Source organism: Spongiibacter taiwanensis, from assembly GCF_023702635.1.
Classification (GTDB): Bacteria; Pseudomonadota; Gammaproteobacteria; order Pseudomonadales; family Spongiibacteraceae; genus Spongiibacter; species Spongiibacter taiwanensis.
In genome coordinates, this window is record NZ_CP098455.1 from 3,269,291 (window position 1) to 3,287,100 (window position 17,810).

Annotated in this window: 19 protein-coding genes; 13 read left to right on the forward strand and 6 right to left on the reverse strand. The window is 54.0% G+C overall.

The features are described from left to right. Positions 1 to 180 precede the first annotated feature (180 nt). Positions 181 to 951, forward strand: coding sequence for a 3-hydroxyacyl-CoA dehydrogenase (locus tag NCG89_RS14825; protein WP_251087340.1), 771 nt, complete (start codon positions 181 to 183; stop codon positions 949 to 951). Positions 952 to 1,229: 278 nt separating this feature from the next. Here the strand turns inward: NCG89_RS14825 and NCG89_RS14830 are convergent, their stop codons facing one another. Continuing rightward, positions 1,230 to 1,673: a YkgJ family cysteine cluster protein gene (locus NCG89_RS14830; RefSeq protein WP_251087341.1), complete on the reverse strand. Its 444-nt coding sequence runs from the start codon at positions 1,671 to 1,673 to the stop codon at positions 1,230 to 1,232. Between the two features lie 327 nt (positions 1,674 to 2,000). Here NCG89_RS14830 and NCG89_RS14835 point away from each other — a divergent pair, with 327 nt between their 5' ends. From NCG89_RS14835 to NCG89_RS14860, 6 genes are all read left to right on the forward strand, one after another. Continuing rightward, on the forward strand, positions 2,001 to 2,693 hold the full coding sequence (locus NCG89_RS14835) for a DUF1826 domain-containing protein (protein WP_251087342.1): 693 nt from the start codon (positions 2,001 to 2,003) through the stop codon (positions 2,691 to 2,693). 27 nt (positions 2,694 to 2,720) lie between these two features. Then, positions 2,721 to 5,114 (forward strand): TonB-dependent receptor, encoded by a 2,394-nt coding sequence (locus NCG89_RS14840; RefSeq protein ID WP_251087343.1) that lies wholly within the window; start codon positions 2,721 to 2,723, stop codon positions 5,112 to 5,114. Between the two features lie 62 nt (positions 5,115 to 5,176). Beyond that, positions 5,177 to 5,785 carry a DUF2796 domain-containing protein gene (locus NCG89_RS14845; RefSeq protein WP_251087344.1) on the forward strand — a complete coding sequence of 203 codons (609 nt, stop codon included), beginning with the start codon at positions 5,177 to 5,179 and terminating at the stop codon, positions 5,783 to 5,785. A gap of 20 nt (positions 5,786 to 5,805) precedes the next feature. Then, the gene (locus NCG89_RS14850) at positions 5,806 to 6,267 is read left to right on the forward strand and encodes a Fur family transcriptional regulator (RefSeq protein ID WP_251087345.1); all 462 of its coding nucleotides are present in this window, start codon (positions 5,806 to 5,808) and stop codon (positions 6,265 to 6,267) included. 22 nt (positions 6,268 to 6,289) lie between these two features. Beyond that, positions 6,290 to 6,691, forward strand: coding sequence for a MerC domain-containing protein (locus NCG89_RS14855; RefSeq protein ID WP_251087346.1), 402 nt, complete (start codon positions 6,290 to 6,292; stop codon positions 6,689 to 6,691). A 164-nt stretch (positions 6,692 to 6,855) separates the two neighbouring features. Beyond that, positions 6,856 to 7,911: a CobW family GTP-binding protein gene (locus NCG89_RS14860; protein WP_251087347.1), complete on the forward strand. Its 1,056-nt coding sequence runs from the start codon at positions 6,856 to 6,858 to the stop codon at positions 7,909 to 7,911. Between the two features lie 35 nt (positions 7,912 to 7,946). Here the strand turns inward: NCG89_RS14860 and NCG89_RS14865 are convergent, their stop codons facing one another. Continuing rightward, positions 7,947 to 8,630 (reverse strand): DUF3299 domain-containing protein, encoded by a 684-nt coding sequence (locus NCG89_RS14865; RefSeq protein WP_251087348.1) that lies wholly within the window; start codon positions 8,628 to 8,630, stop codon positions 7,947 to 7,949. 48 nt (positions 8,631 to 8,678) lie between these two features. Here NCG89_RS14865 and NCG89_RS14870 point away from each other — a divergent pair, with 48 nt between their 5' ends. Together NCG89_RS14870 and NCG89_RS14875 are read left to right on the forward strand one after the other, a co-directional pair. Further along, positions 8,679 to 9,359, forward strand: a complete 681-nt coding sequence (locus NCG89_RS14870; protein WP_251087349.1) for an ABC transporter ATP-binding protein — start codon at positions 8,679 to 8,681, stop codon at positions 9,357 to 9,359. Then, positions 9,359 to 10,588: an ABC transporter permease gene (locus NCG89_RS14875; protein ID WP_251087350.1), complete on the forward strand. Its 1,230-nt coding sequence runs from the start codon at positions 9,359 to 9,361 to the stop codon at positions 10,586 to 10,588. Before NCG89_RS14870 ends, NCG89_RS14875 begins: the two co-directional genes overlap by 1 nt. A gap of 130 nt (positions 10,589 to 10,718) precedes the next feature. On the opposite strand, the gene NCG89_RS14880 is transcribed toward NCG89_RS14875, so the two are convergent. Continuing rightward, positions 10,719 to 10,937, reverse strand: a complete 219-nt coding sequence (locus tag NCG89_RS14880) for a hypothetical protein (protein WP_251087351.1) — start codon at positions 10,935 to 10,937, stop codon at positions 10,719 to 10,721. A gap of 63 nt (positions 10,938 to 11,000) precedes the next feature. Between NCG89_RS14880 and NCG89_RS14885 the strand changes: the two genes are divergently transcribed. After that, positions 11,001 to 11,252, forward strand: a complete 252-nt coding sequence (locus tag NCG89_RS14885; RefSeq protein ID WP_251087352.1) for a TIGR03643 family protein — start codon at positions 11,001 to 11,003, stop codon at positions 11,250 to 11,252. 27 nt (positions 11,253 to 11,279) lie between these two features. Here the strand turns inward: NCG89_RS14885 and NCG89_RS14890 are convergent, their stop codons facing one another. From NCG89_RS14890 to folE, 3 genes are all read right to left on the reverse strand, one after another. Continuing rightward, positions 11,280 to 11,558 carry a DUF3081 family protein gene (locus tag NCG89_RS14890; protein ID WP_251087353.1) on the reverse strand — a complete coding sequence of 93 codons (279 nt, stop codon included), beginning with the start codon at positions 11,556 to 11,558 and terminating at the stop codon, positions 11,280 to 11,282. Positions 11,559 to 11,647: 89 nt separating this feature from the next. Next, positions 11,648 to 11,944 carry a thiol-disulfide oxidoreductase DCC family protein gene (locus NCG89_RS16940; RefSeq protein ID WP_432757876.1) on the reverse strand — a complete coding sequence of 99 codons (297 nt, stop codon included), beginning with the start codon at positions 11,942 to 11,944 and terminating at the stop codon, positions 11,648 to 11,650. 147 nt (positions 11,945 to 12,091) lie between these two features. Then, complete coding sequence (gene folE, locus NCG89_RS14895) at positions 12,092 to 12,769, reverse strand: GTP cyclohydrolase I FolE (protein ID WP_251087354.1); 678 nt, start codon at positions 12,767 to 12,769, stop codon at positions 12,092 to 12,094. 366 nt (positions 12,770 to 13,135) lie between these two features. Here folE and NCG89_RS14900 point away from each other — a divergent pair, with 366 nt between their 5' ends. The 3 genes from NCG89_RS14900 to NCG89_RS14910 all read left to right on the forward strand — a co-directional run bounded on the left by NCG89_RS14900 (position 13,136) and on the right by NCG89_RS14910 (position 17,809). Beyond that, the gene (locus NCG89_RS14900; RefSeq protein WP_251087355.1) at positions 13,136 to 13,375 is read left to right on the forward strand and encodes an HTH-like domain-containing protein; all 240 of its coding nucleotides are present in this window, start codon (positions 13,136 to 13,138) and stop codon (positions 13,373 to 13,375) included. 103 nt (positions 13,376 to 13,478) lie between these two features. After that, entirely contained in the window at positions 13,479 to 15,884 is a 2,406-nt protein-coding gene (locus NCG89_RS14905; RefSeq protein ID WP_251087356.1) for a type I restriction-modification system subunit M, read from the forward strand. Continuing rightward, positions 15,884 to 17,809 (forward strand): restriction endonuclease subunit S, encoded by a 1,926-nt coding sequence (locus tag NCG89_RS14910; protein ID WP_251087357.1) that lies wholly within the window; start codon positions 15,884 to 15,886, stop codon positions 17,807 to 17,809. Before NCG89_RS14905 ends, NCG89_RS14910 begins: the two co-directional genes overlap by 1 nt. The last annotated feature ends 1 nt before the right edge of the window (position 17,810 follow it).

The window sequence follows — 17,810 nt, forward strand, 5'->3', positions numbered from 1 at the left end:
CGCGCCAGCTAGAGCGATCTGCCCCTTCTTGCCCATAGTGTTATAACAAAATGTCAAATAGTAATGCCTTGATCATCATGGTGGCGAGGTGTTGGCTCGGCGACACTTTACCGTTTGTCATCGCGGCGCAACGCACGAGCCGCCGATCACTTTTTGGGTCAGCAATGAGGTCAGCAAACTATGGATATCAACAATAAAGTCGCGGTCGTTACCGGCGGCGCATCTGGAATGGGGTTGGCCATTCTCCGTCGCTTGGTGGGCATGGGTGCCCAGGGCGCCATTTTTGATGTTAATGCCGAGGTGGGTGAGCGCGTCGCCGCCGAACTCGGTGACGGGGTGATCTTTGTAAAGGTGGATGTCACCAGCGAAGAGTCTGTCAGTGCCGGTGTGGCCAATGTGATGGCGCGTTTCGGCGCTATTCATTTCTGCATTAACTGCGCCGGTATAGCCACCGGTAGCAAGACCGTTGGCAAGGACGGTCCCTTTCCCTTGGCCCTGTGGAACAAAACCCTGGCTGTTAACCTGACCGGCACCTTCAATGTGTTGCGGCTGTGCGCTGAGCAGATGATTAAAAATGAACCGGTAACTGCCGATGGCTGTCGTGGCTGCATTGTGAATACTGCCTCGGTAGCGGCCTTTGAAGGCCAGGTAGGGCAAGCGGCTTACAGCGCCAGCAAGGGCGGTATCGTGGGTATGACCTTGCCGGTGGCTCGGGACCTGGCGACCTTCGGTATTCGGGTAAATACCATTGCGCCGGGCTTGATTGACACGCCGATGTTTGAATCGTTGCCCGCGCCAGTCTATGAATCCTTGAGCCGCACGCCCCTGTTTCCCCAGCGTCTCGGCAAGGCCGAAGACATTGCACACATTGTTACCTCCATCCTGGAGAACGATTACATCAACGGTGAGTGTATTCGTATGGATGCGGGTTTGCGGATGCAACCGAAGTAACCGGTGGCAGCCTCTCCTGAACGCCAGTAGCGCGTGCTACTGGCTTTTTAGCTGTGGGGGCGAGCGAAACAGCGCTTTATCAACCTGAAAGTTGGTTTCGTCGCTGTCATAGGGTGAGGCGGGTTTTGCAAAGAAGTAGCCCTGTCCCTGATCGCAGCCCAGGTCTTGCAACAGGTGCAGTTGTTCCCTGGCGTGCTCATACTCTGGGAGATCGTAGCGCGGCCAGGGTACCAAAAAGGCGGTTTAAGCCGTGAGTTGCTCGTCCTGTGCTGAAAAGGCTATGCCACCCGTGGCCATTGGGGCGGCTCGGGTTGGTTATCGCCGGGCTCAGAAATCCAATCAGCCGATGTTAGCGGCGGCAATCCATAGGCAGATCGCGCTGAATCACACCGTGGATTGTGCGTGCCATCTTCGAAGCTGGCGGCAAATTCTCTGCAGGTACTTGAGCGTTGCGGATGGATACGGCATAGCACCTGCTGACCAATCACGCCATCCAGGGCGGTGCAGCGCGGCTTAGCCTGATTGGTACCCACCATCACCCGCAGGTGAGGCGTGAGCTGCTGGGTCATCTCCACGGGCACACCGCCAGGGCTGGCATCATCAGCCTCTGACCAATAAAAAGACGCCCGGAAATAAGCGCAACAGGCCCCGCATTTCAGGCAGGGGTGGGTGGGCTGATCATGAACAGGTAAAAGGGAAACAGGTGTCAGGGTCGTGACCACGAAAGGCCACCTCGAGTGAACCGGCAATTCGGCGGCGCTATTCTAATTTCAGTATTGGCAAAAGCAAGTCGGCAAAATGCCGATCGGATTGCCTCTCTTCATGCACGTCAATTTAAAAAATAGATTCCTGCTCTCTTGGCGCATCAGTCCGCAGGGTCTCTTCTCTTAATGCAGCAAATGGTTGTGGCGGTTGCTTCAACCGAGAAACATAATTATGATATGTTATATCATTCCATAGGGGGTTGGGCGTTGCTTTGCTTGACGGAAAAATCGGTTGGCCTCAGTACAAGGATTATCGACCAGGCGGACAGAACGGTGTGCAGCGCGATGCTTAAGCGCAGTGAAACAAAGTCGGCTGACGGTGTGCCGATTCCCTTGTGTGAGAGAGTGCCTGCGAGCCGTCATGCTGTGTTTAGTCACGCCGCTGAGGGGCTGGCAGACATTTACGATGTCCAGGTTAATTTAGCGGTCTGGCGGCGGTCGCTGTCTGCGTCGGTCAAGAAAAACGGCGAGGCGCTGCTGACGGATCCGCGCTTTACGGGGGAGAGGGTGGCCCTGCCCACCAGCAAACTCGGTGAGTTGGGTGAGGCATTGCCATCGCTGGCGCGTTTTCCTCATCTTAAAAATGACATCCAGTTATTAGCAGAGATGTTCACCACGCTTTTTGAACTTAAGGCCATTGGGCTGCGCCTGACGCCGCTTACCAGCAGTATGTGTCCCCGATTTCATGTCGACAGGGTGCCCTGCCGTTTGATCGCCACCTATGCGGGGGGCGGCAGCGAGTGGCTTCCTCATCACTGCATTGACCGCAGCAAGCTTGGCGCGGGAAGCCAGGGCCTTAGTGATGAGGACAGTGGCCTGTTCCCAGAGATTGCCAGTATTCAATCCTTGGCAGCGGGGGACGTCGCCCTGCTCAAAGGGGAAATGTGGGAAGGCAACGAAGGGGCGGGGCTGGTCCACCGGTCTCCCGCTGTTGCGCCCGGTGACAAACGGCTGCTACTTACCCTTGATTTTAACTAACACCGCTTACGCAAGCAGGAGTACAGAATGAAACACACACCGGGCGCACTTGCCCTTATCACCTTAGCCACGCTGGCCGGTCTGGCGGCATCCGGTATGGCGCATGCCTTGTCGGGTACCGTCACCGATGCCAAGGGGCAGCCGATCAGCAATGTCGAAATTGAAGTGGTGGGCAGCGCCCTGCAAACCCGCACCAATGCTGCCGGGCAATTCAGCCTGGATACCGGCGATGCGGTGGTAGAGGAGCTACACATCAATGCCTCGGGCTATAGCCATAAAACCCTACATCTGGAGAGCGGCAAGCTTGATGGTCTGCAGGTCGCTTTGAAGCGTTCGGTGATCGAGCAGGTTGACGTTACGGCCTTGCCCATTCATGCCTCTATTATGGAATCTGCCCAGCCCGTGACGGTTGTTTCAGGGGATGATCTGCGCCGCAAGCAGGCGGCCACCCTGGGCGAAACCCTCAAGAACGAAGTGGGTGTGCATTCCAGTTATTTTGGGCCCGTGTCCAGCAGCCCGATTATTCGCGGCTTGAACGGTCCCCGGGTGTTGATCACCCAAAACGGCCTGGATGTAAGTGATGCTTCCCGGGTCGGGCCGGACCACGTAGTGGCCACCGAGGCGAGCACCGCTGAGCAGATCGAGATTCTGCGCGGCCCGGCCACCCTGTTCTACGGCTCTGGTGCCATTGGTGGGGTGGTGAATGTGGTGGACGACCGGGTGCCATCCTCCAGTGAAGCAAAGGGCGCCTTCTCGCTGGGACACAACACCGTGGCGGACGAAGACGAGGCCTCCATGGCCTACACCGGTGGTAATGATCACGTTGCTATTCACGTTGATGGTTTTTGGCGCGATGGTGGCGACTACGACATCCCCGGTATTGCCGTGCTGGAAACCGAAGAAGAACACGAGGAAGAAGGGCATGAAGAACATCGCAGTGGCGTGTTGGAAAGCAGTGCCTCGGAAAGTAAAGGCTTCAACATCGGCGGTAGCCTGTTGCTAGACAATGGCTATGTGGGGCTGTCCTACGGTCGCCTGGAGCGGGTTAATGGCATTCCCGGTCACGGCCATGCTGGAGAAGATGAGGGTGAGCATGAGGGCGAAGCGCACGAAGAGGTCGGTGTGGTTTCTGACTTTGAGCAGAATCGTCTCCAGCTAATTAGTGAGTTGGCGTTGGACACCGCCTGGCTCAGCGGCGTGAACACCCGCATCGGCTACACCGATTACCAACACGCTGAAATCGAAGCAGGCGCAGTTGGGACTGTGTTCGGTAATGAGACTCTGCAGGCCCGGGTTGACCTGATTCTGCAGGAATTTGCCGGTTGGCGGGGTGCCTTGTCGCTCGAAGCGAAAACGTCAGAATTTGAGGCCACCGGTGAGGAGGCCTTCACGCCGCCGAACAAAACTGATAGTTACGCCATTGCCGTGATGCAGGAAAAACATGTGGGCGATTTCCTGTGGCAGCTTGGTGCGCGGGTTGAAAAAGTCAGCCTGGAGGCGGACCCCATCGCCTTTGGCCACGATGAAGATGACTTGCTGTACTTTGATGATCTGGACTTTGATCCTTACAGCCTGTCGGCCGGCGTGGTGTGGGATTTTGCCGAGGACTACAACCTCGGTGTGTCGCTGACCCATGCCCAGCGCGCACCCAGTGCCTCAGAGCTGTTTTCCTATGGTGCCCATATCGGTACCAACAGCTTTGAAGTGGGTGCCCTGTTCTGGCTGCACGATGGCGAGCATCCCCATTTTCACGATGGCAATGATGTTGAAGAGGAAGTCTCCAACAATATCGACATCAGTTTGCGCAAACACGCTGGCAATGTCGGCTGGGTGGTGAATCTGTTCTACAACAAGGTGGACAACTTCTACTACGAGCGTAATACCGGCTACACCAACGAGGACATTGAAGGTCACGAGCACGAAGAGGAAGAAGGCCACGACCACGAGGAGCATGAGCACGAACATGGCGTGCTACCGGTGTACGTTTTTGAACAGGCCGATGCCACCCTTTACGGCATCGAGGCGCAAATGGCCTGGCAGTTTGCTGACCCTTTCACCCTGACCCTCTGGGGCGACAGCATTCGCGGCAAACTGGATGATGGCGGCAACCTGCCTCGCATTCCGCCGGCGCGGATAGGTGGTGAGCTGCGATTTGAACAAATGGGCTGGCAGGCTGAGATTGGTGTGGTGCATTACTTTGATCAAAACAGCAACGCCGATCTGGAAACCGAAACGGAGGGTTACACCCTGGTGGATGCAGAATTGGCCTACACCTTCAGCGTGAATGCTAGTGACCTCACCGTTTATCTCAAAGGCAGCAACCTGACGGATGAAGAGGCGCGGGTGCATTCCTCCTTCCTGAAGAATCAAGCGCCGCTGCCAGGTCGCGGCATCAGCGTAGGTTTGCGCGGCACCTTCTAAAGCAAGTAGTGGCTGAATAAGTGCATGCTAGGCGTTTCAATGCAAATATTCGGGAGAGAGGCATGATGATTCTGCGACGCGATGGTTGGCCGATATTGCTGCTGTTTCTGGGATCATTACTGGGCATGGTCTCTGGGCTGGCTCAAGCCGACGCCGGCGAGGGGCATCACCAGGGGCATTCCCATGAAGCCCATGTGCACGGTGTCGCGGAGCTGCTGATTGCGCTGGAAGGGGAGCAGCTCAATATTGAGTTGCATTCCCCGGCCATGAATTTATTGGGCTTTGAGCAGCGTGCCCAAAACCCGGAGCAAAAGGCGGAGCTGGTTCGTGTGCGCGGCCTGTTGGCCGATGCTGAAAGGCTGTTTCAGCTTGAAAGCGGGCGCTGTCAGCTGCTTGAACATGCGGTTGATTTTGGTGGTGTTGGCGCGGATGCCTCTGAACATGACGAGCACGAGCACGATCCTGAGGTTGGCCACGCGCAGGCCAAGCACAGCGATATTCAGGCTGGCTATCGATACCGTTGTGAGCAGCCCGATAAGCTCCTTTCATTTGTCACCGATATTCCGGCACTTTTCCCGGGGGTCGCGTCATTGCAAGTGCAGTGGATAGCAGGCAGTCGACAGGGCGCGGCAACACTGGATAATAACCACCGTCACGTTCGTTTCAGGTAGTTATTAGGGATGAAACCGCAATGAATAAAATCAACCAGATTCTTGAGAACGCTGAAGCCAGCTGCGCCGCCACGGGCGCCCGGCTCACGGTAAAGCGCAAGCGCATCCTCACCGGGCTTCTGCAATCCGAAAAGGCGCAATCGGCCTACGAACTGATTGATTATATGCAAAAGGAATTTGGCGAATCCCTGCCGCCCACTACGGTGTATCGGATTCTTGATTTTCTGGCCAGCGAAAACCTGGTGCACAAGCTGCACCTGGCCAATAAATATGTGGCCTGTTCCCACATCAGCTGCGATCACGCCCATGAGGTGCCGCAATTTTTGATTTGCGACGAGTGCGGCAATGTAAAGGAAATTGGCATCAAGAAAACCCTGATTAATACGCTTCGGCGCAACGTCGAAGACTCTGGTTATGTTCTCAAAAGCCCCCAACTGGAGCTGCACTGCCTCTGCCAGGACTGCGCTCACCAAGCCGCCTGAGGGCGGCATTTCAGGAGATAACGTGACACCCTCATCGACTCAGCTTGATAAAGCGGCTATTGGCCTTTCGCTCTTTTGCGCCGTGCACTGCCTGCTACTGCCGGTGGCCATTATCGTGTTACCTGCATTGGCCGCCACCAATATGGATGATGCGCATTTCCATCAGTGGATGCTGTTGGCGGTACTGCCAACCAGCGCGCTGGCACTCACGCTTGGCTGTCGTCAACATCGTGAGCGAGGGGTTGCCGTATTGGGTGCGTTCGGCTTACTTTTGTTGGTAGCCGGTGCTTTTATCGGCCACGACCAGCTGGGCGAAATAGGTGAAACGGTCGCCACCTTAATGGGCGCTGCTTTTCTATCGCTCAGTCACTGGCGTAATCACCGTTTGTGCAACCAGCGGCGCTGCGACTGTCACCACCAGTAGCACTCTACTTATCCTCCGACATGCCGTTGAAGCGATTCGAATCGCGAAATATCAGATGCGCCTGAATTTCCATTCCGATGTTGTGATCGGTTGAGCAAGGCTGCGATGGACTGTGCTCCAATGTCGGGATATCACCCTCACCCTTTCAGGAGTTATAGAACAGCATGGACAAGCTCAGCGCCATTCCCACCAATGTGATTACCGGGTTCTTGGGGGTGGGTAAGTCAACCGCCATTCTGCACCTGCTCAAACAAAAGCCCGACAACGAACGCTGGGCCATTCTGGTCAACGAATTTGGTGAAGTCGGTATTGATGGCAATCTGATCAGGGGCAGCGAGAGCGAAGCCGCTGGGGTATTTATCCGAGAGGTGCCTGGCGGCTGTATGTGCTGTGCGGCGGGTCTGCCGATGCAGATCGCTTTGAACCGGCTGCTGACCCACGCCCGGCCCCATCGTCTGTTGATCGAGCCAACCGGTTTAGGGCATCCGCAAGAGGTGCTGGCGGTGCTGTCTGCCGAGCACTACCGAACGGTGCTGGATTTGCGCGCCACGATTACTCTGGTAGATGCCCGTAAGGTGGCCTCGCCGCGTTACACCGAGCATGCAACCTTTAATCAGCAACTGGCGATTGCCGATGTGATTGTGGCCAACAAGGCCGACCAGTATCAGACGGATGACTTCCCCGCCTTACTGGATTTTCTGGAATTGCGTTTTGGCGAGCAGCAACTGGGGCTCAATAGTAAATCGGTGTTTCAGGTGAGCCACGGGGAGCTAGCGCTGGAGTGGCTCGCCGCACCGGCAAGTGAACATCAACGTGATAGCCACCATCATCACCACGGCGAACACGGTGATCAGCAAAATAGTGTGGAAGATCTTCCGCCGGTCGCCATTCCAGAAGCCGGCTTTGTCTGCATTGATAATCAGGGGGAAGGCTTTGTTAGTCGCGGCTGGGTGTTTTCACCGGACTGGGTGTTTGATGCGCGCAGGCTCTATAACCTGCTCGTTGAGGTAGATGCTGAACGGATCAAAGGGCTGTTTATCACCGAAGATGGCATAAAGGCTTTTAACAAAGCCGATGGCGTGGTGACCGAATATGAGTTGGACGACTGCCTGGACAGCCGCATCGAGTGTATTGCACTAGAGCAGAGCGCGCTAACCGATATGGAAAGCGCACTGTTTGATTGTGTTGTTCACAAGGCACCCGCGGTGGAGCAGGGCTGAATCATCGGTGTAAAGCTCACGCTTCTGTGCAGGGTTTACTCTTCTGTATAGGGCTCTAGGCGATCAACCTTAATCGCGTAGGCGGCGGTGGCCATATCATTTTCAATCAGTGTGGTGCGCAGTGTGCCGGACAGCCAATAGGGCTGGTATAGCGACTCCAGCTTGAAGCCCTTGGCATACTCTGCGTAAACAATCTGGTTGGGCGGCGGCGGTGGCACATGAATGCAGGCACCGAAATACGGAACCAGGAAAAATTTAGTGACCTGCTGCTGATTGGCACCAAATTCTAGCGGCACGATAAAGCCCGGCATTCGAATCGCCTTGCCATCAAACTCAGGGACGACTCGCGTTGACACCAGCGCCTGTTCGTAGCGGCTGTCCCCCGGGGCGTCTAGTGCAGCCTTGATCTGGCTGGCAATTTCGTCTGCCTCAGAGCCATCTTCAATTTCGTTGTAAGTGTCGGGCGGGTTCAAAAACGCTTCCAGGTCGTCTTTGGGCATGAGCTCCGTCCACTCGATGGTCTGGTAGTTGTCTTCGCCACGGGCCACATTTCCCAGCGCTGCCAGTAAGAAAAACAGCGCAATAGCAGCGAAATGGCGGGAATCAATGAAGGCCAAGGGGGTCTCCTCTAGATTGACAATGGCTGGGCCTGCGTTGGGCTGCCGGGCCACCAAACCATCGCTTCCATTCGTCTGCTGGGCGATGGCGTGTTGAGTCATTTATGATACGTTATATCCCATTTTGATACAGCAACAGGAGATCCGGTTTTGCTGCTTCGCATTCAAGACCTGCGCTTTTGCTATCCCAAGACGACACAAGCGGTGCTGGATATTCCGCGCTGGTCTTTGGACACGGGGGAGCGCGTCTTTCTCCACGGCCCCTCCGGTACGGGCAAATCCACTTTACTCAAGCTGCTGGCGGGGCTGTTGGTTCCCAATGCCGGCAGTATTGCGATGCTGGGCCAACCGCTGGAATCCTTGCGCAGCAGCCAGCGCGATCGGTGGCGGGCTCGCCATCTCGGCTTTGTTTTTCAGCAATTCAATCTGATCCCGTATTTGAATGCCCTCGACAACATCCGCCTTGCCGCGCACTTTGGCCGTACCCGGCGCGGCGGCAGTGCCATCGCGTCTGACGCGGCGGCCTTGTTGAAGGCTTTGGGTCTGGATGATCGCTTTCAATATCGAGCCGCGGCGGAGTTAAGCATCGGCCAACAGCAGCGAGTTGCCATTGCCCGGGCCATGATTAATCAGCCGGAATTACTGATTGTCGATGAGCCCACATCCGCCCTCGATGGCAAAAACCGTGGTGCGTTTATGGCGCTGCTGCACGAGCAGTTGGACCGGCACAACACGGCGGTGATTTTTGTCAGTCATGACATGAGCTTGGCAAATGGCTTTGGTCGAGTAGAAGCGCTGGACACCATCAACCAGCTCGGGAGGGGGCGCTGATGTTTGTACGTCTGGCCCTGGCCAGTCTGCGCAGTCGCATGGGTTCGGTCCTGCTGACCTTTCTTGCCATCACCGTCAGCGTGTTCGTGCTGCTCGGTGTCGAGCAGATTCGCCATCAGTCCAAGAGTAGTTTCAGTAATACGGTTTCTGGAATTGATCTGATCGTGGGTGCCCGCACTGGCGATATTAATTTATTGCTGTACTCGGTGTTTCGCCTGGGTAATGCCACCAACAATATCAGTTGGCAGAGCTACCAAGACTTCGCAGCTAATCCCAATGTGGCCTGGACGATCCCCATCGCCCTTGGCGACTCCCATAAAGGCTTTCGGGTGATGGGCACAACAGCGGATTACTTCACTCATTTTCGCTTCGGCCAAAACCGGCCGCTTGCCCTGGCGAGGGGCACACCTTTTGCCCAGCTTTATGATGTGGTGCTAGGGAGTGAGGTGGCTAAATCACTGGGCTATGAACTGGGCGATAAGTTGGTGCTAGCGCATGGTCTGGGCAGCACCAGCTTCAGCCTGCACAAGGACAAACCTTTTCAGGTTGTCGGTGTTTTGCAGGCGACCGGCACGCCGGTAGACCAGACCTTGCATGTCAGTTTAGAAGCCATAGAGGCCATCCACTTGGGCTGGCAAAACGGGGTTAACGTGCCGGGTGCGGCCCGTGTCGGGCCCAGTGAGAAAGACCTGACTCCCGAAACCATCACGGCGTTTATGGTGGGCCTTAAGTCCAAGCTGGCGATCTTCCGTTTACAGCGAGCTATCAATACCTACCCCGATGAGCCCCTGCAGGCCATTTTGCCCGGGGTGACCCTGACCCAGCTTTGGCAGATGATGGCAGCCATGGAAAACACCCTGCGGCTGATTGCTGCGCTGGTATTGCTGGCGTCGCTGTTGGGCTTGGCTGCAATGCTGCTGGCGTCGATAAAAGAACGACAGGGCGAGATTGCCGTGATGCGGGCCATCGGCGCACCGCCTCGGTTTATATTTGCGCTGATTCAGGCAGAGGCTTTGCTGATCACGCTGGGTAGTATCGTGGTGGCGAATTTGCTGCTCGCACTGGGTATTGCAGTTGCTGGCAATTTCTTGGCCGAGCGTTACAGCCTGTTTATCGACAGCCATCTACTGACGCCGCAGCTGGCGGTGCAGATGGGCGGGATTTTGGTCAGTGCCTGGATCGTGAGCGTGGTACCGGGAGTTAGCGCCTATCGGCGGGCTTTATCTTAATTTCGAGTGCGGCGGTAGTGCGAGGTGGTGGGGCGAGAAGGTGGCGCGACGAGATGGTGGCGCGACGAGATGGAGAAAGCCCAGTGATTTAAGGCGCTTGTTGCGTGGCATCGGTTATCAGAGGGTTTGGCTAAAACTCCTGGTCTTCGTCAGCCCAGCGATAGCAGTTTCGCGACGGGTTCTTTTCGTCAGGCACTGGTCCTCGGATGGCACTCCGCTTGGGCCGGAGTAAATTGGCGAAGTAGGCAACAATGCGTGCGAGCATGGCGTTTCTCTCCAGCAAAAAAACTAGAACCGGTACGGCGAGTTCACCTTTTTCGATCAGCGCTGCAGCGGTTGTGCTTCTCACGTCCAGTTCCTGAGCGCGTACGTAGGAGTCGGCAGTAACGACGACTAGACGCTAGGGTGACAGATGCGTAAATCATCAGAGGATGTGTCGCGGCTTATTGAGATGGCCTGGGAAGACCGAACGCCATTTGAAGCCATCGAACATAATTTTGGTATGTCGGAGGCGGAGACGATTACGTTCATGCGCCGTCACATGAAGGGCAGTGCCTTTCGGCTGTGGCGACAGCGCGTTACTGGGCGCAAAACCAAGCATCTGAAATTGCGCAGCCCCGACGTGAGTCGAGGCTATTGTCCCACGCAGTATAAGAGCCGGTGAACACCGGAATTTTCCGCCGCAAGATGATCAACGCGACGATAGCTCATCCTTTATTGCGGCGAGGTCCTGCTGTAGAGATTTCAGGGCGGCTTTGTCTTCGGTAGAAAAAACGAGCGTGTTATGAAAATTAACCGTGACGGCAGCGTGGGCGTTCTCCAATGTGATGGTGTAGCCGTCGAAGCCCATAGAGGCGCTGAGTGGTCCGAAGGTCCTGCCGTCGATGCCGTCCACGGCTTTGCCATTGTCAAAAATCCATTGAAAGGCGCGAAGTAGGTCGGCCGCTTTAAATGGCGATTCGTTAGTCATAGTGAATAGGCGCCTGCGATGTCAGCCTGAAGGCAAAAGGTGAATATCGCTATGGGGAAAGTCATGGCGTACTCACCGATTCGATGTTGCTATTGATTTGCGCTGCGTTGGTGGTACCGCTGTTCATATCTTCGAATGGCCCATCTATTGTAAACCCAATGGGCGACAGTGGAGATGACAGGCCATCGCAGAATACCCACTAGCAGACGGAGCCTTGTGTGCTCCCATGCGATGATGTTGGCTTCAAGGCCTTTTACAACGTCGCCATTTGGCTTGATCAGATGTAAGGATTTGAGCATGTCCGGTAAGGATAGCCCAGGAGGAAGGTTGTCTGCCTTGTGCAGGTCGACAAGCGTCAGTTGCGCGCCTTTGGCTTTTTCCAGCACAGCGATTTCCCGACGGCATAGCGGGCAGGTACCGTCGTAATAAAGTCTGTCGCAATTCTTATCTGGTGCCGTCAACGTTACGCCCGGTTGTACTACGGTCGAAGGGTTAGCAATCAACGCAGTGCGCGGATGTTGCTCGCAATGGTGCTAGGAAAAGAATTCAGTACGAGTGCGAATATCTGACTTGAAAACCCCGCCGAGGGCGGTGGTTTGGGTGTTTGAATTCGCGTCCTTCACGCCTCTGGCTTTCACGCAGTAGTGCGTCGCATTAATACTCAAGGCAACGTTCTCTGTGTTGAGCAGCGTCTGCAATGCGACCAGAATCTGGCGGGCGAGGCGCTCTTGCACTTGCGGCCGTTGAGCAAAGAAGTGCACCAGGCGATTAATTTTGCTCAGCCCGATAATGCGATCCTCGGGAATGTAAGCAACTCGCGCGACGCCATCAATAGTGACGAAATGGTGCTCACAGGTACTGGTCAGGCTGATGTCTTTAATCATGACCATCTCATCAAGCTGCATTTTGTTTTCAATGCTGGTGATTTTGGGAAACTGCTCGTAATCCAGCCCGCCAAAAATTTCGTCGAGGTACATTTTCGCGATTCTGTGGGGCGTTTCGCACAGGCTGTCGTCGCTCAGATCGAGGCCGAGTGCCGTCATGATCCCAGCGAAGTTTTCTTTGATTTGGTCGTACTTTTGCTGATGGCTAAGGTGGTTTTCAATGAGCGGCGTCTCCAAACCGGCCGAGATAAGCGCGTTTCTGACGGCCAGGGCTTCCTCTGAAATCTTAGAGGGGGGCACGTGATATTTTTCTGCGTTAGACGCCATAGGACCACTCCGAGTTTTGATTAATGTACGCGCTTTTGTTCTCGGTGGTTTTCACAGCGGCGTAAATTATTGGGGATTGGATCGTCCCGCGCTGTTTTGAGCGTCGGCATCATTTGCGTCGTTTTTTGAACCAAAAGACAATGGCAATATCGCTCGAGTTAATGATTGAGGGCATGGAGAGCGCGGATGCTGTGCAACAGGTGTGGGAAGTATGACTGCGCAAGCGGCGCACGCGAGTTTGATAGTCTTGTTCCTGACAGCGTAATGTGGCTGGGTTTTGAAAGCATAATTTGACCATGTTGCCATTCACAGGCAAGTAAGCTAATTTAGCAAAATTATATAAAAAGATAGCGTGCCTGGACCAAAATGACTGAAAACGACATCTACCAGAGTATCAAACAGGTGCTAGCGGCGGCGCCGCGGAATCAATACACCGTGGAAATGCATTTGCAAATGCTGAAATACGCCGATGCCTTGAAAACGGTCACCTCCAAAGAGTTTTGCGAAGGCGTAGGTTTAAAACCCAGCTTTGGCACGGAATTCAGCAAAATGCGTAATCTCACTCAGCGTTTAAAAGCGGCAGGGCTCGACACCACTCTGCTGTAGACGCTCATCTTCAACACCAGAATGTAACGGAAGCCTGTATGGCCATTAAGAAAACCGAGCTTTATTCCTCGCTGTGGGCGAGCTGTGACGAGCTGCGCGCGGCATGGATGCCAGTCAGTACAAAGACTATGTGCTGACCCTGTTGTTTATGAAGTATGTGTCCGATAAATACAAAGGCGACCCTTACGGCATGATTGTGGTGCCCAAGGGCGCCAGTTTTGACGATATGGTGGCCCTCAAGGGCGACAAGGAGATCGGCGACAAGGTCAATAAAATCATCGGGGCTCTGGCGGAGGAGAACGACCTTAAAGGCGTGATCGATGTTGCCGACTTTAACGATGAGGACAAGCTCGGTAAGGGCAAGGAAATGGTCGACCGGCTGCAAAAGCTGATCGGTATTTTCGAGGGCCTGGATCTGTCCGCCAACCGCGCCGATGGCGACGACTTACTGGGGGATGCCTACGAATACCTGATGCGCCACTTTGCCACGGAGTCGGGCAAGTCCAAGGGCCAGTTTTATACGCCTTCTGAAGTGTCACGCATTCTGGCAAAAGTGATCGGGATTTGCGCCGATACTCCGCAGGATGCAACGGTATACGACCCTACCTGTGGCTCGGGCTCGCTGCTGCTGAAAGCCAGCGATGAAGCACCGCGCGGGCTGTCTATCTTCGGGCAGGAGATGGATAACGCCACCAGCGCCCTGGCGCGGATGAATATGATTCTACACAACACTGCCACCGCCAAAATCTGGAAGGGCAACACCATCTCCGAGCCCCAGTGGAAGGACGGCAATGGCCAGCTTAAAACCTTTGACTTTGCCGTGGCCAACCCGCCGTTCTCCAATAAAAACTGGACCAGCGGCATCAACCCGGCCGAGGACGAGTTTAATCGCTTTACCTGGGGCATTCCGCCGGAGAAAAACGGCGACTACACCTTTTTACTGCATATTCTCAAAAGCCTGAAAAGCACCGGCAAGGGCGCAGTGATTTTGCCCCACGGGGTGTTGTTCCGTGGTAATGCCGAAGCCCGCATTCGGGAGAACCTGATCAAACAGGGCTATATCAAGGGTATTATCGGACTGCCTGCCAATCTGTTTTATGGCACCGGCATTCCCGCCTGCATAATTGTGATCGACAAAGAAAACGCCGCCCATCGCAAAGGCATCTTTATGATCGATGCCAGCAAAGGCTTTATGAAAGACGGCAACAAAAACCGGTTGCGCAGTCAGGATATTCACAAAATTGTTGATGTGTTTACCAAGCAACTGGAGTTGCCCCGCTACAGCCGCGTGGTGCCATTGGCCGAGGTAGCCGGGAATGACTACAACCTGAATATTCCCCGCTATATCGATTCCAGCGAGCCCGAAGACCTGCACGACCTTAGTGCCCACCTGCAGGGCGGCATTCCGAACCGGGACATTGACGCTCTGGAGCATTACTGGCAGGTCTTCCCCAGTATTCGCGCCACGCTGTTTGCAGCAGATCGTAAAGGTTATAGCCAGGCGCTGGTCAAGGCCAGCGATGTGAAAAGCCGCATTTTGAGTCACCCTGAATTCAAACGCTTTGCCGCTGACAGCCTCAAGCCTTTTGAGGCCTGGTGTCAGCGGGTTGATGTAAAAGCCATTCCATTTGGGAGTGCCGGATCGCTGTCTTCTGGCGATCCGGCATACCGTCCAGCCATGGACACCAACCCCAAGGCCATTATCCATCGCATCAGTGAAGACCTACTGGAGAGCTACAGTCAGGTTCCCCTGCTCAGTAAATACGATATCTACCAGATTCTGATGGATTACTGGGCTGAGCAGATGCAGGACGATGTCTATGTGCTGACGCAGGACGGTTGGGCCGCAGGAAAAATGCTGCGGGAGCTGGTTGCTAAAAAGGGCGAGAAGCTGAAAGAAACGCCGGATCTGGTCATTAACAAAGGCAAATACAAAGCCGAGCTGATTCCGCCTAATCTTATTATTGCCCGCTACTTTACCAGTGAACAGGCCGAAATCGACCGCCTGCAGACTGAGCTCGATAGCGCCAGCCAAGCGCTGGAAAGCTTTATTGAAGAAAATACGGCTGGCGACGAAGGGCTGTTAAATGATGCCCTGAATGATAAAGACAAAGTCACCAAAGCTACCGTGACTGCTAGATTGAAGCTGTCCATTGATGCCGAGGAAAAGGCCGCGCTGAAAAAGGTCAGAAGGCTATTTGATGCAGAAGCAGAAGCCAAAAAGGTGTTGAAGGCTGCTCAAGACGCATTGGATCTGGCGGTGTTTAAACACTACCCACAACTCACAGAAACCGAGATTCAAAACCTGATCGTTGCCGATAAATGGCAGGCTACCTTGCAGGCCAATATTATCGCCGAGATTGAGCGAGTGACCCAGCGGATGGCTAATCGAGTGAAGGAGCTGGAGGAGCGCTACGCAGAACCTTTGCCGAAGATCAGTCAGTCGGTGGAGGCCCTAAGTGAAAAGGTGGCTGGCCACTTAAAAGCCATGGGCTTGGAGTGGGTGTGATGAGCGGGGATCATGTGGCTGAGGTCAGTCCAGCCTATTTAAAGGATCGTCATTCCCGCGAAAGCGGGAATCCAGTGCCGGTTGGGTATAAGCAAACTGAAATTGGTACTATACCCGAAGATTGGATTCAATTGACAATTGACGATATTGCTCAGTTCTCTGGAGGCTCGCAGCCACCACGCAGCACGTTTATATCTAGGCAGAGATCCGGCTATATCAGACTAATTCAGATAAGAGACTACAAAACGTCTGAATACGAAACCTATATTCCTGAGGTTCTAGCTCGCAAAAAATGCTCTGCAACCGATATTATGATTGGGAGATATGGCCCGCCGATCTTTCAAATTCTTCGCGGAATTGAAGGGGCATATAATGTTGCGCTGATTAAGGCCACTCCTAAAAGTAATGTAACTAGGGAATATCTATTTTACGTCCTAAAATCAGAAAAGCTTTTCGAACTGATGGATATGCTTTCTCAGCGAAGCTCCGGACAGACTGGTGTTGAACTGCCCGCGCTAAAAAGTTACCCAATCCCGTTGCCGATAATTCAAGAACAAACCGCCATCGCCAACGCCCTATCCGATGTGGATGCCTTAATCAGCGAGCTGGAAAAACTGATCGCCAAAAAGCAGTCCATCAAAACCGCCACCATGCAACAACTGCTCACCGGCCGGACCCGTCTGCCCCAATTTGCCTTGCGCGCTGATGGTTCGTCAAAGGGTTATAAGCAAAGTGAGTTGGGGGAGATTCCTGAAGATTGGGAAGTTGCAACACTAGGTAACGCCAGTTCATTTTTAAACGGCAGAGCTTATTCCTTACATGAGTGGGAAAATAGTGGAATACCAGTTATTAGGTTGCAAAACCTGACTGGCCGTGGCGAGGAATATTATTATTCAAATTTGCCGCTGCCGGAGAAGCAGTATTGCAACTACGGTGATTTGTTATTCATGTGGTCTGCGACCTTTGGTCCTGTAATTTGGCGAGGAAAAAAGGCAATTTATCACTATCATATTTGGAAGATTTCCTGTGAAAGAGGTTATAGCCAAAGCTACTTATTCTATTTGCTTGATGACATGACAGAAAAATTGAAACGCGGCTCTTCTAGCGGTGGAACAATGTTGCATGTCACTAAAGAAAAAATGGAATCAACCAAAGTAGTTTTCCCTTCGAAGGAGGAGCAAGCCGCCATAGCCACTATCCTCTCCGACATGGACGACGATATCCAAGCGCTGGAGCAGCGCCTCACCAAAACCCGGCAAATCAAGCAAGGCATGATGCAGGAGCTGCTGACCGGCAAAATCAGGCTGCCTATATCTACGCTCCCTGAAAGCGAATCACAAAGTGTACGCGACGACGTAAAGCCCAAGCATAACTGGGCGTTTAATGAGGCTGTCGTTATCTCTGTACTGACCAACAAGTTCGGCAGCACACAGTTTCCGCTGGGTAGAATGCGCTATACCAAGCTGGCTTATTTAATGCACCGTCATGTAGAAAGGCAGACAGAAGGTTATTTGAAAAAGGCGGCAGGCCCATACAATCCACGGACAAAATATGCTGGCCCCGAAAAAATTGCCCTCCAGAATGGCTACATTCGGGAGGCGAAATCAGCGCAATTTACCGGCTTTGTGGCTGCCGATAGCGTGGTTGACGCAGAGGGCTATTTTGATACGTGGTATGGCCCGGAGGTGCTGCAATGGTTGGAGAAGGTGCGTTACAAGAAAAATGAGGAACTGGAGCTGTTGGCAACGGTTGATATGGCAATGGTGGAGTTGCAGAGCGAAGGTAAAGCGATCAATACCCTGAATGTTAAGGCTGTATTGGCGGCGGATAAAGAATGGAAAGCGAAGTTGAAGCGTGACATTTTTTCTGACGCCAATATTGGCAAAGCCATTGATGAAGCCCGGGCTTTATTCGACTTTGAGTGAT

Excerpts from the sequence above, each read along its gene's own strand:
- NCG89_RS14825 (WP_251087340.1), top strand. The coding sequence starts at position 181 with ATGGATATCAACAATAAAGTCGCGGTCGTTACCGGCGGCGCATCTGGA.
- NCG89_RS14835 (WP_251087342.1), top strand. The coding sequence starts at position 2,001 with ATGCTTAAGCGCAGTGAAACAAAGTCGGCTGACGGTGTGCCGATTCCC.
- NCG89_RS14840 (WP_251087343.1), top strand. The coding sequence starts at position 2,721 with ATGAAACACACACCGGGCGCACTTGCCCTTATCACCTTAGCCACGCTG.
- NCG89_RS14845 (WP_251087344.1), top strand. The coding sequence starts at position 5,177 with ATGATGATTCTGCGACGCGATGGTTGGCCGATATTGCTGCTGTTTCTG.
- NCG89_RS14850 (WP_251087345.1), top strand. The coding sequence starts at position 5,806 with ATGAATAAAATCAACCAGATTCTTGAGAACGCTGAAGCCAGCTGCGCC.
- NCG89_RS14860 (WP_251087347.1), top strand. The coding sequence starts at position 6,856 with ATGGACAAGCTCAGCGCCATTCCCACCAATGTGATTACCGGGTTCTTG.
- NCG89_RS14865 (WP_251087348.1), bottom strand. The coding sequence starts at position 8,630 with ATGACTCAACACGCCATCGCCCAGCAGACGAATGGAAGCGATGGTTTG.
- NCG89_RS14875 (WP_251087350.1), top strand. The coding sequence starts at position 9,359 with ATGTTTGTACGTCTGGCCCTGGCCAGTCTGCGCAGTCGCATGGGTTCG.
- NCG89_RS14885 (WP_251087352.1), top strand. The coding sequence starts at position 11,001 with ATGCGTAAATCATCAGAGGATGTGTCGCGGCTTATTGAGATGGCCTGG.
- NCG89_RS14890 (WP_251087353.1), bottom strand. The coding sequence starts at position 11,558 with ATGACTAACGAATCGCCATTTAAAGCGGCCGACCTACTTCGCGCCTTT.
- folE (WP_251087354.1), bottom strand. The coding sequence starts at position 12,769 with ATGGCGTCTAACGCAGAAAAATATCACGTGCCCCCCTCTAAGATTTCA.
- NCG89_RS14900 (WP_251087355.1), top strand. The coding sequence starts at position 13,136 with ATGACTGAAAACGACATCTACCAGAGTATCAAACAGGTGCTAGCGGCG.
- NCG89_RS14905 (WP_251087356.1), top strand. The coding sequence starts at position 13,479 with ATGGATGCCAGTCAGTACAAAGACTATGTGCTGACCCTGTTGTTTATG.
- NCG89_RS14910 (WP_251087357.1), top strand. The coding sequence starts at position 15,884 with ATGAGCGGGGATCATGTGGCTGAGGTCAGTCCAGCCTATTTAAAGGAT.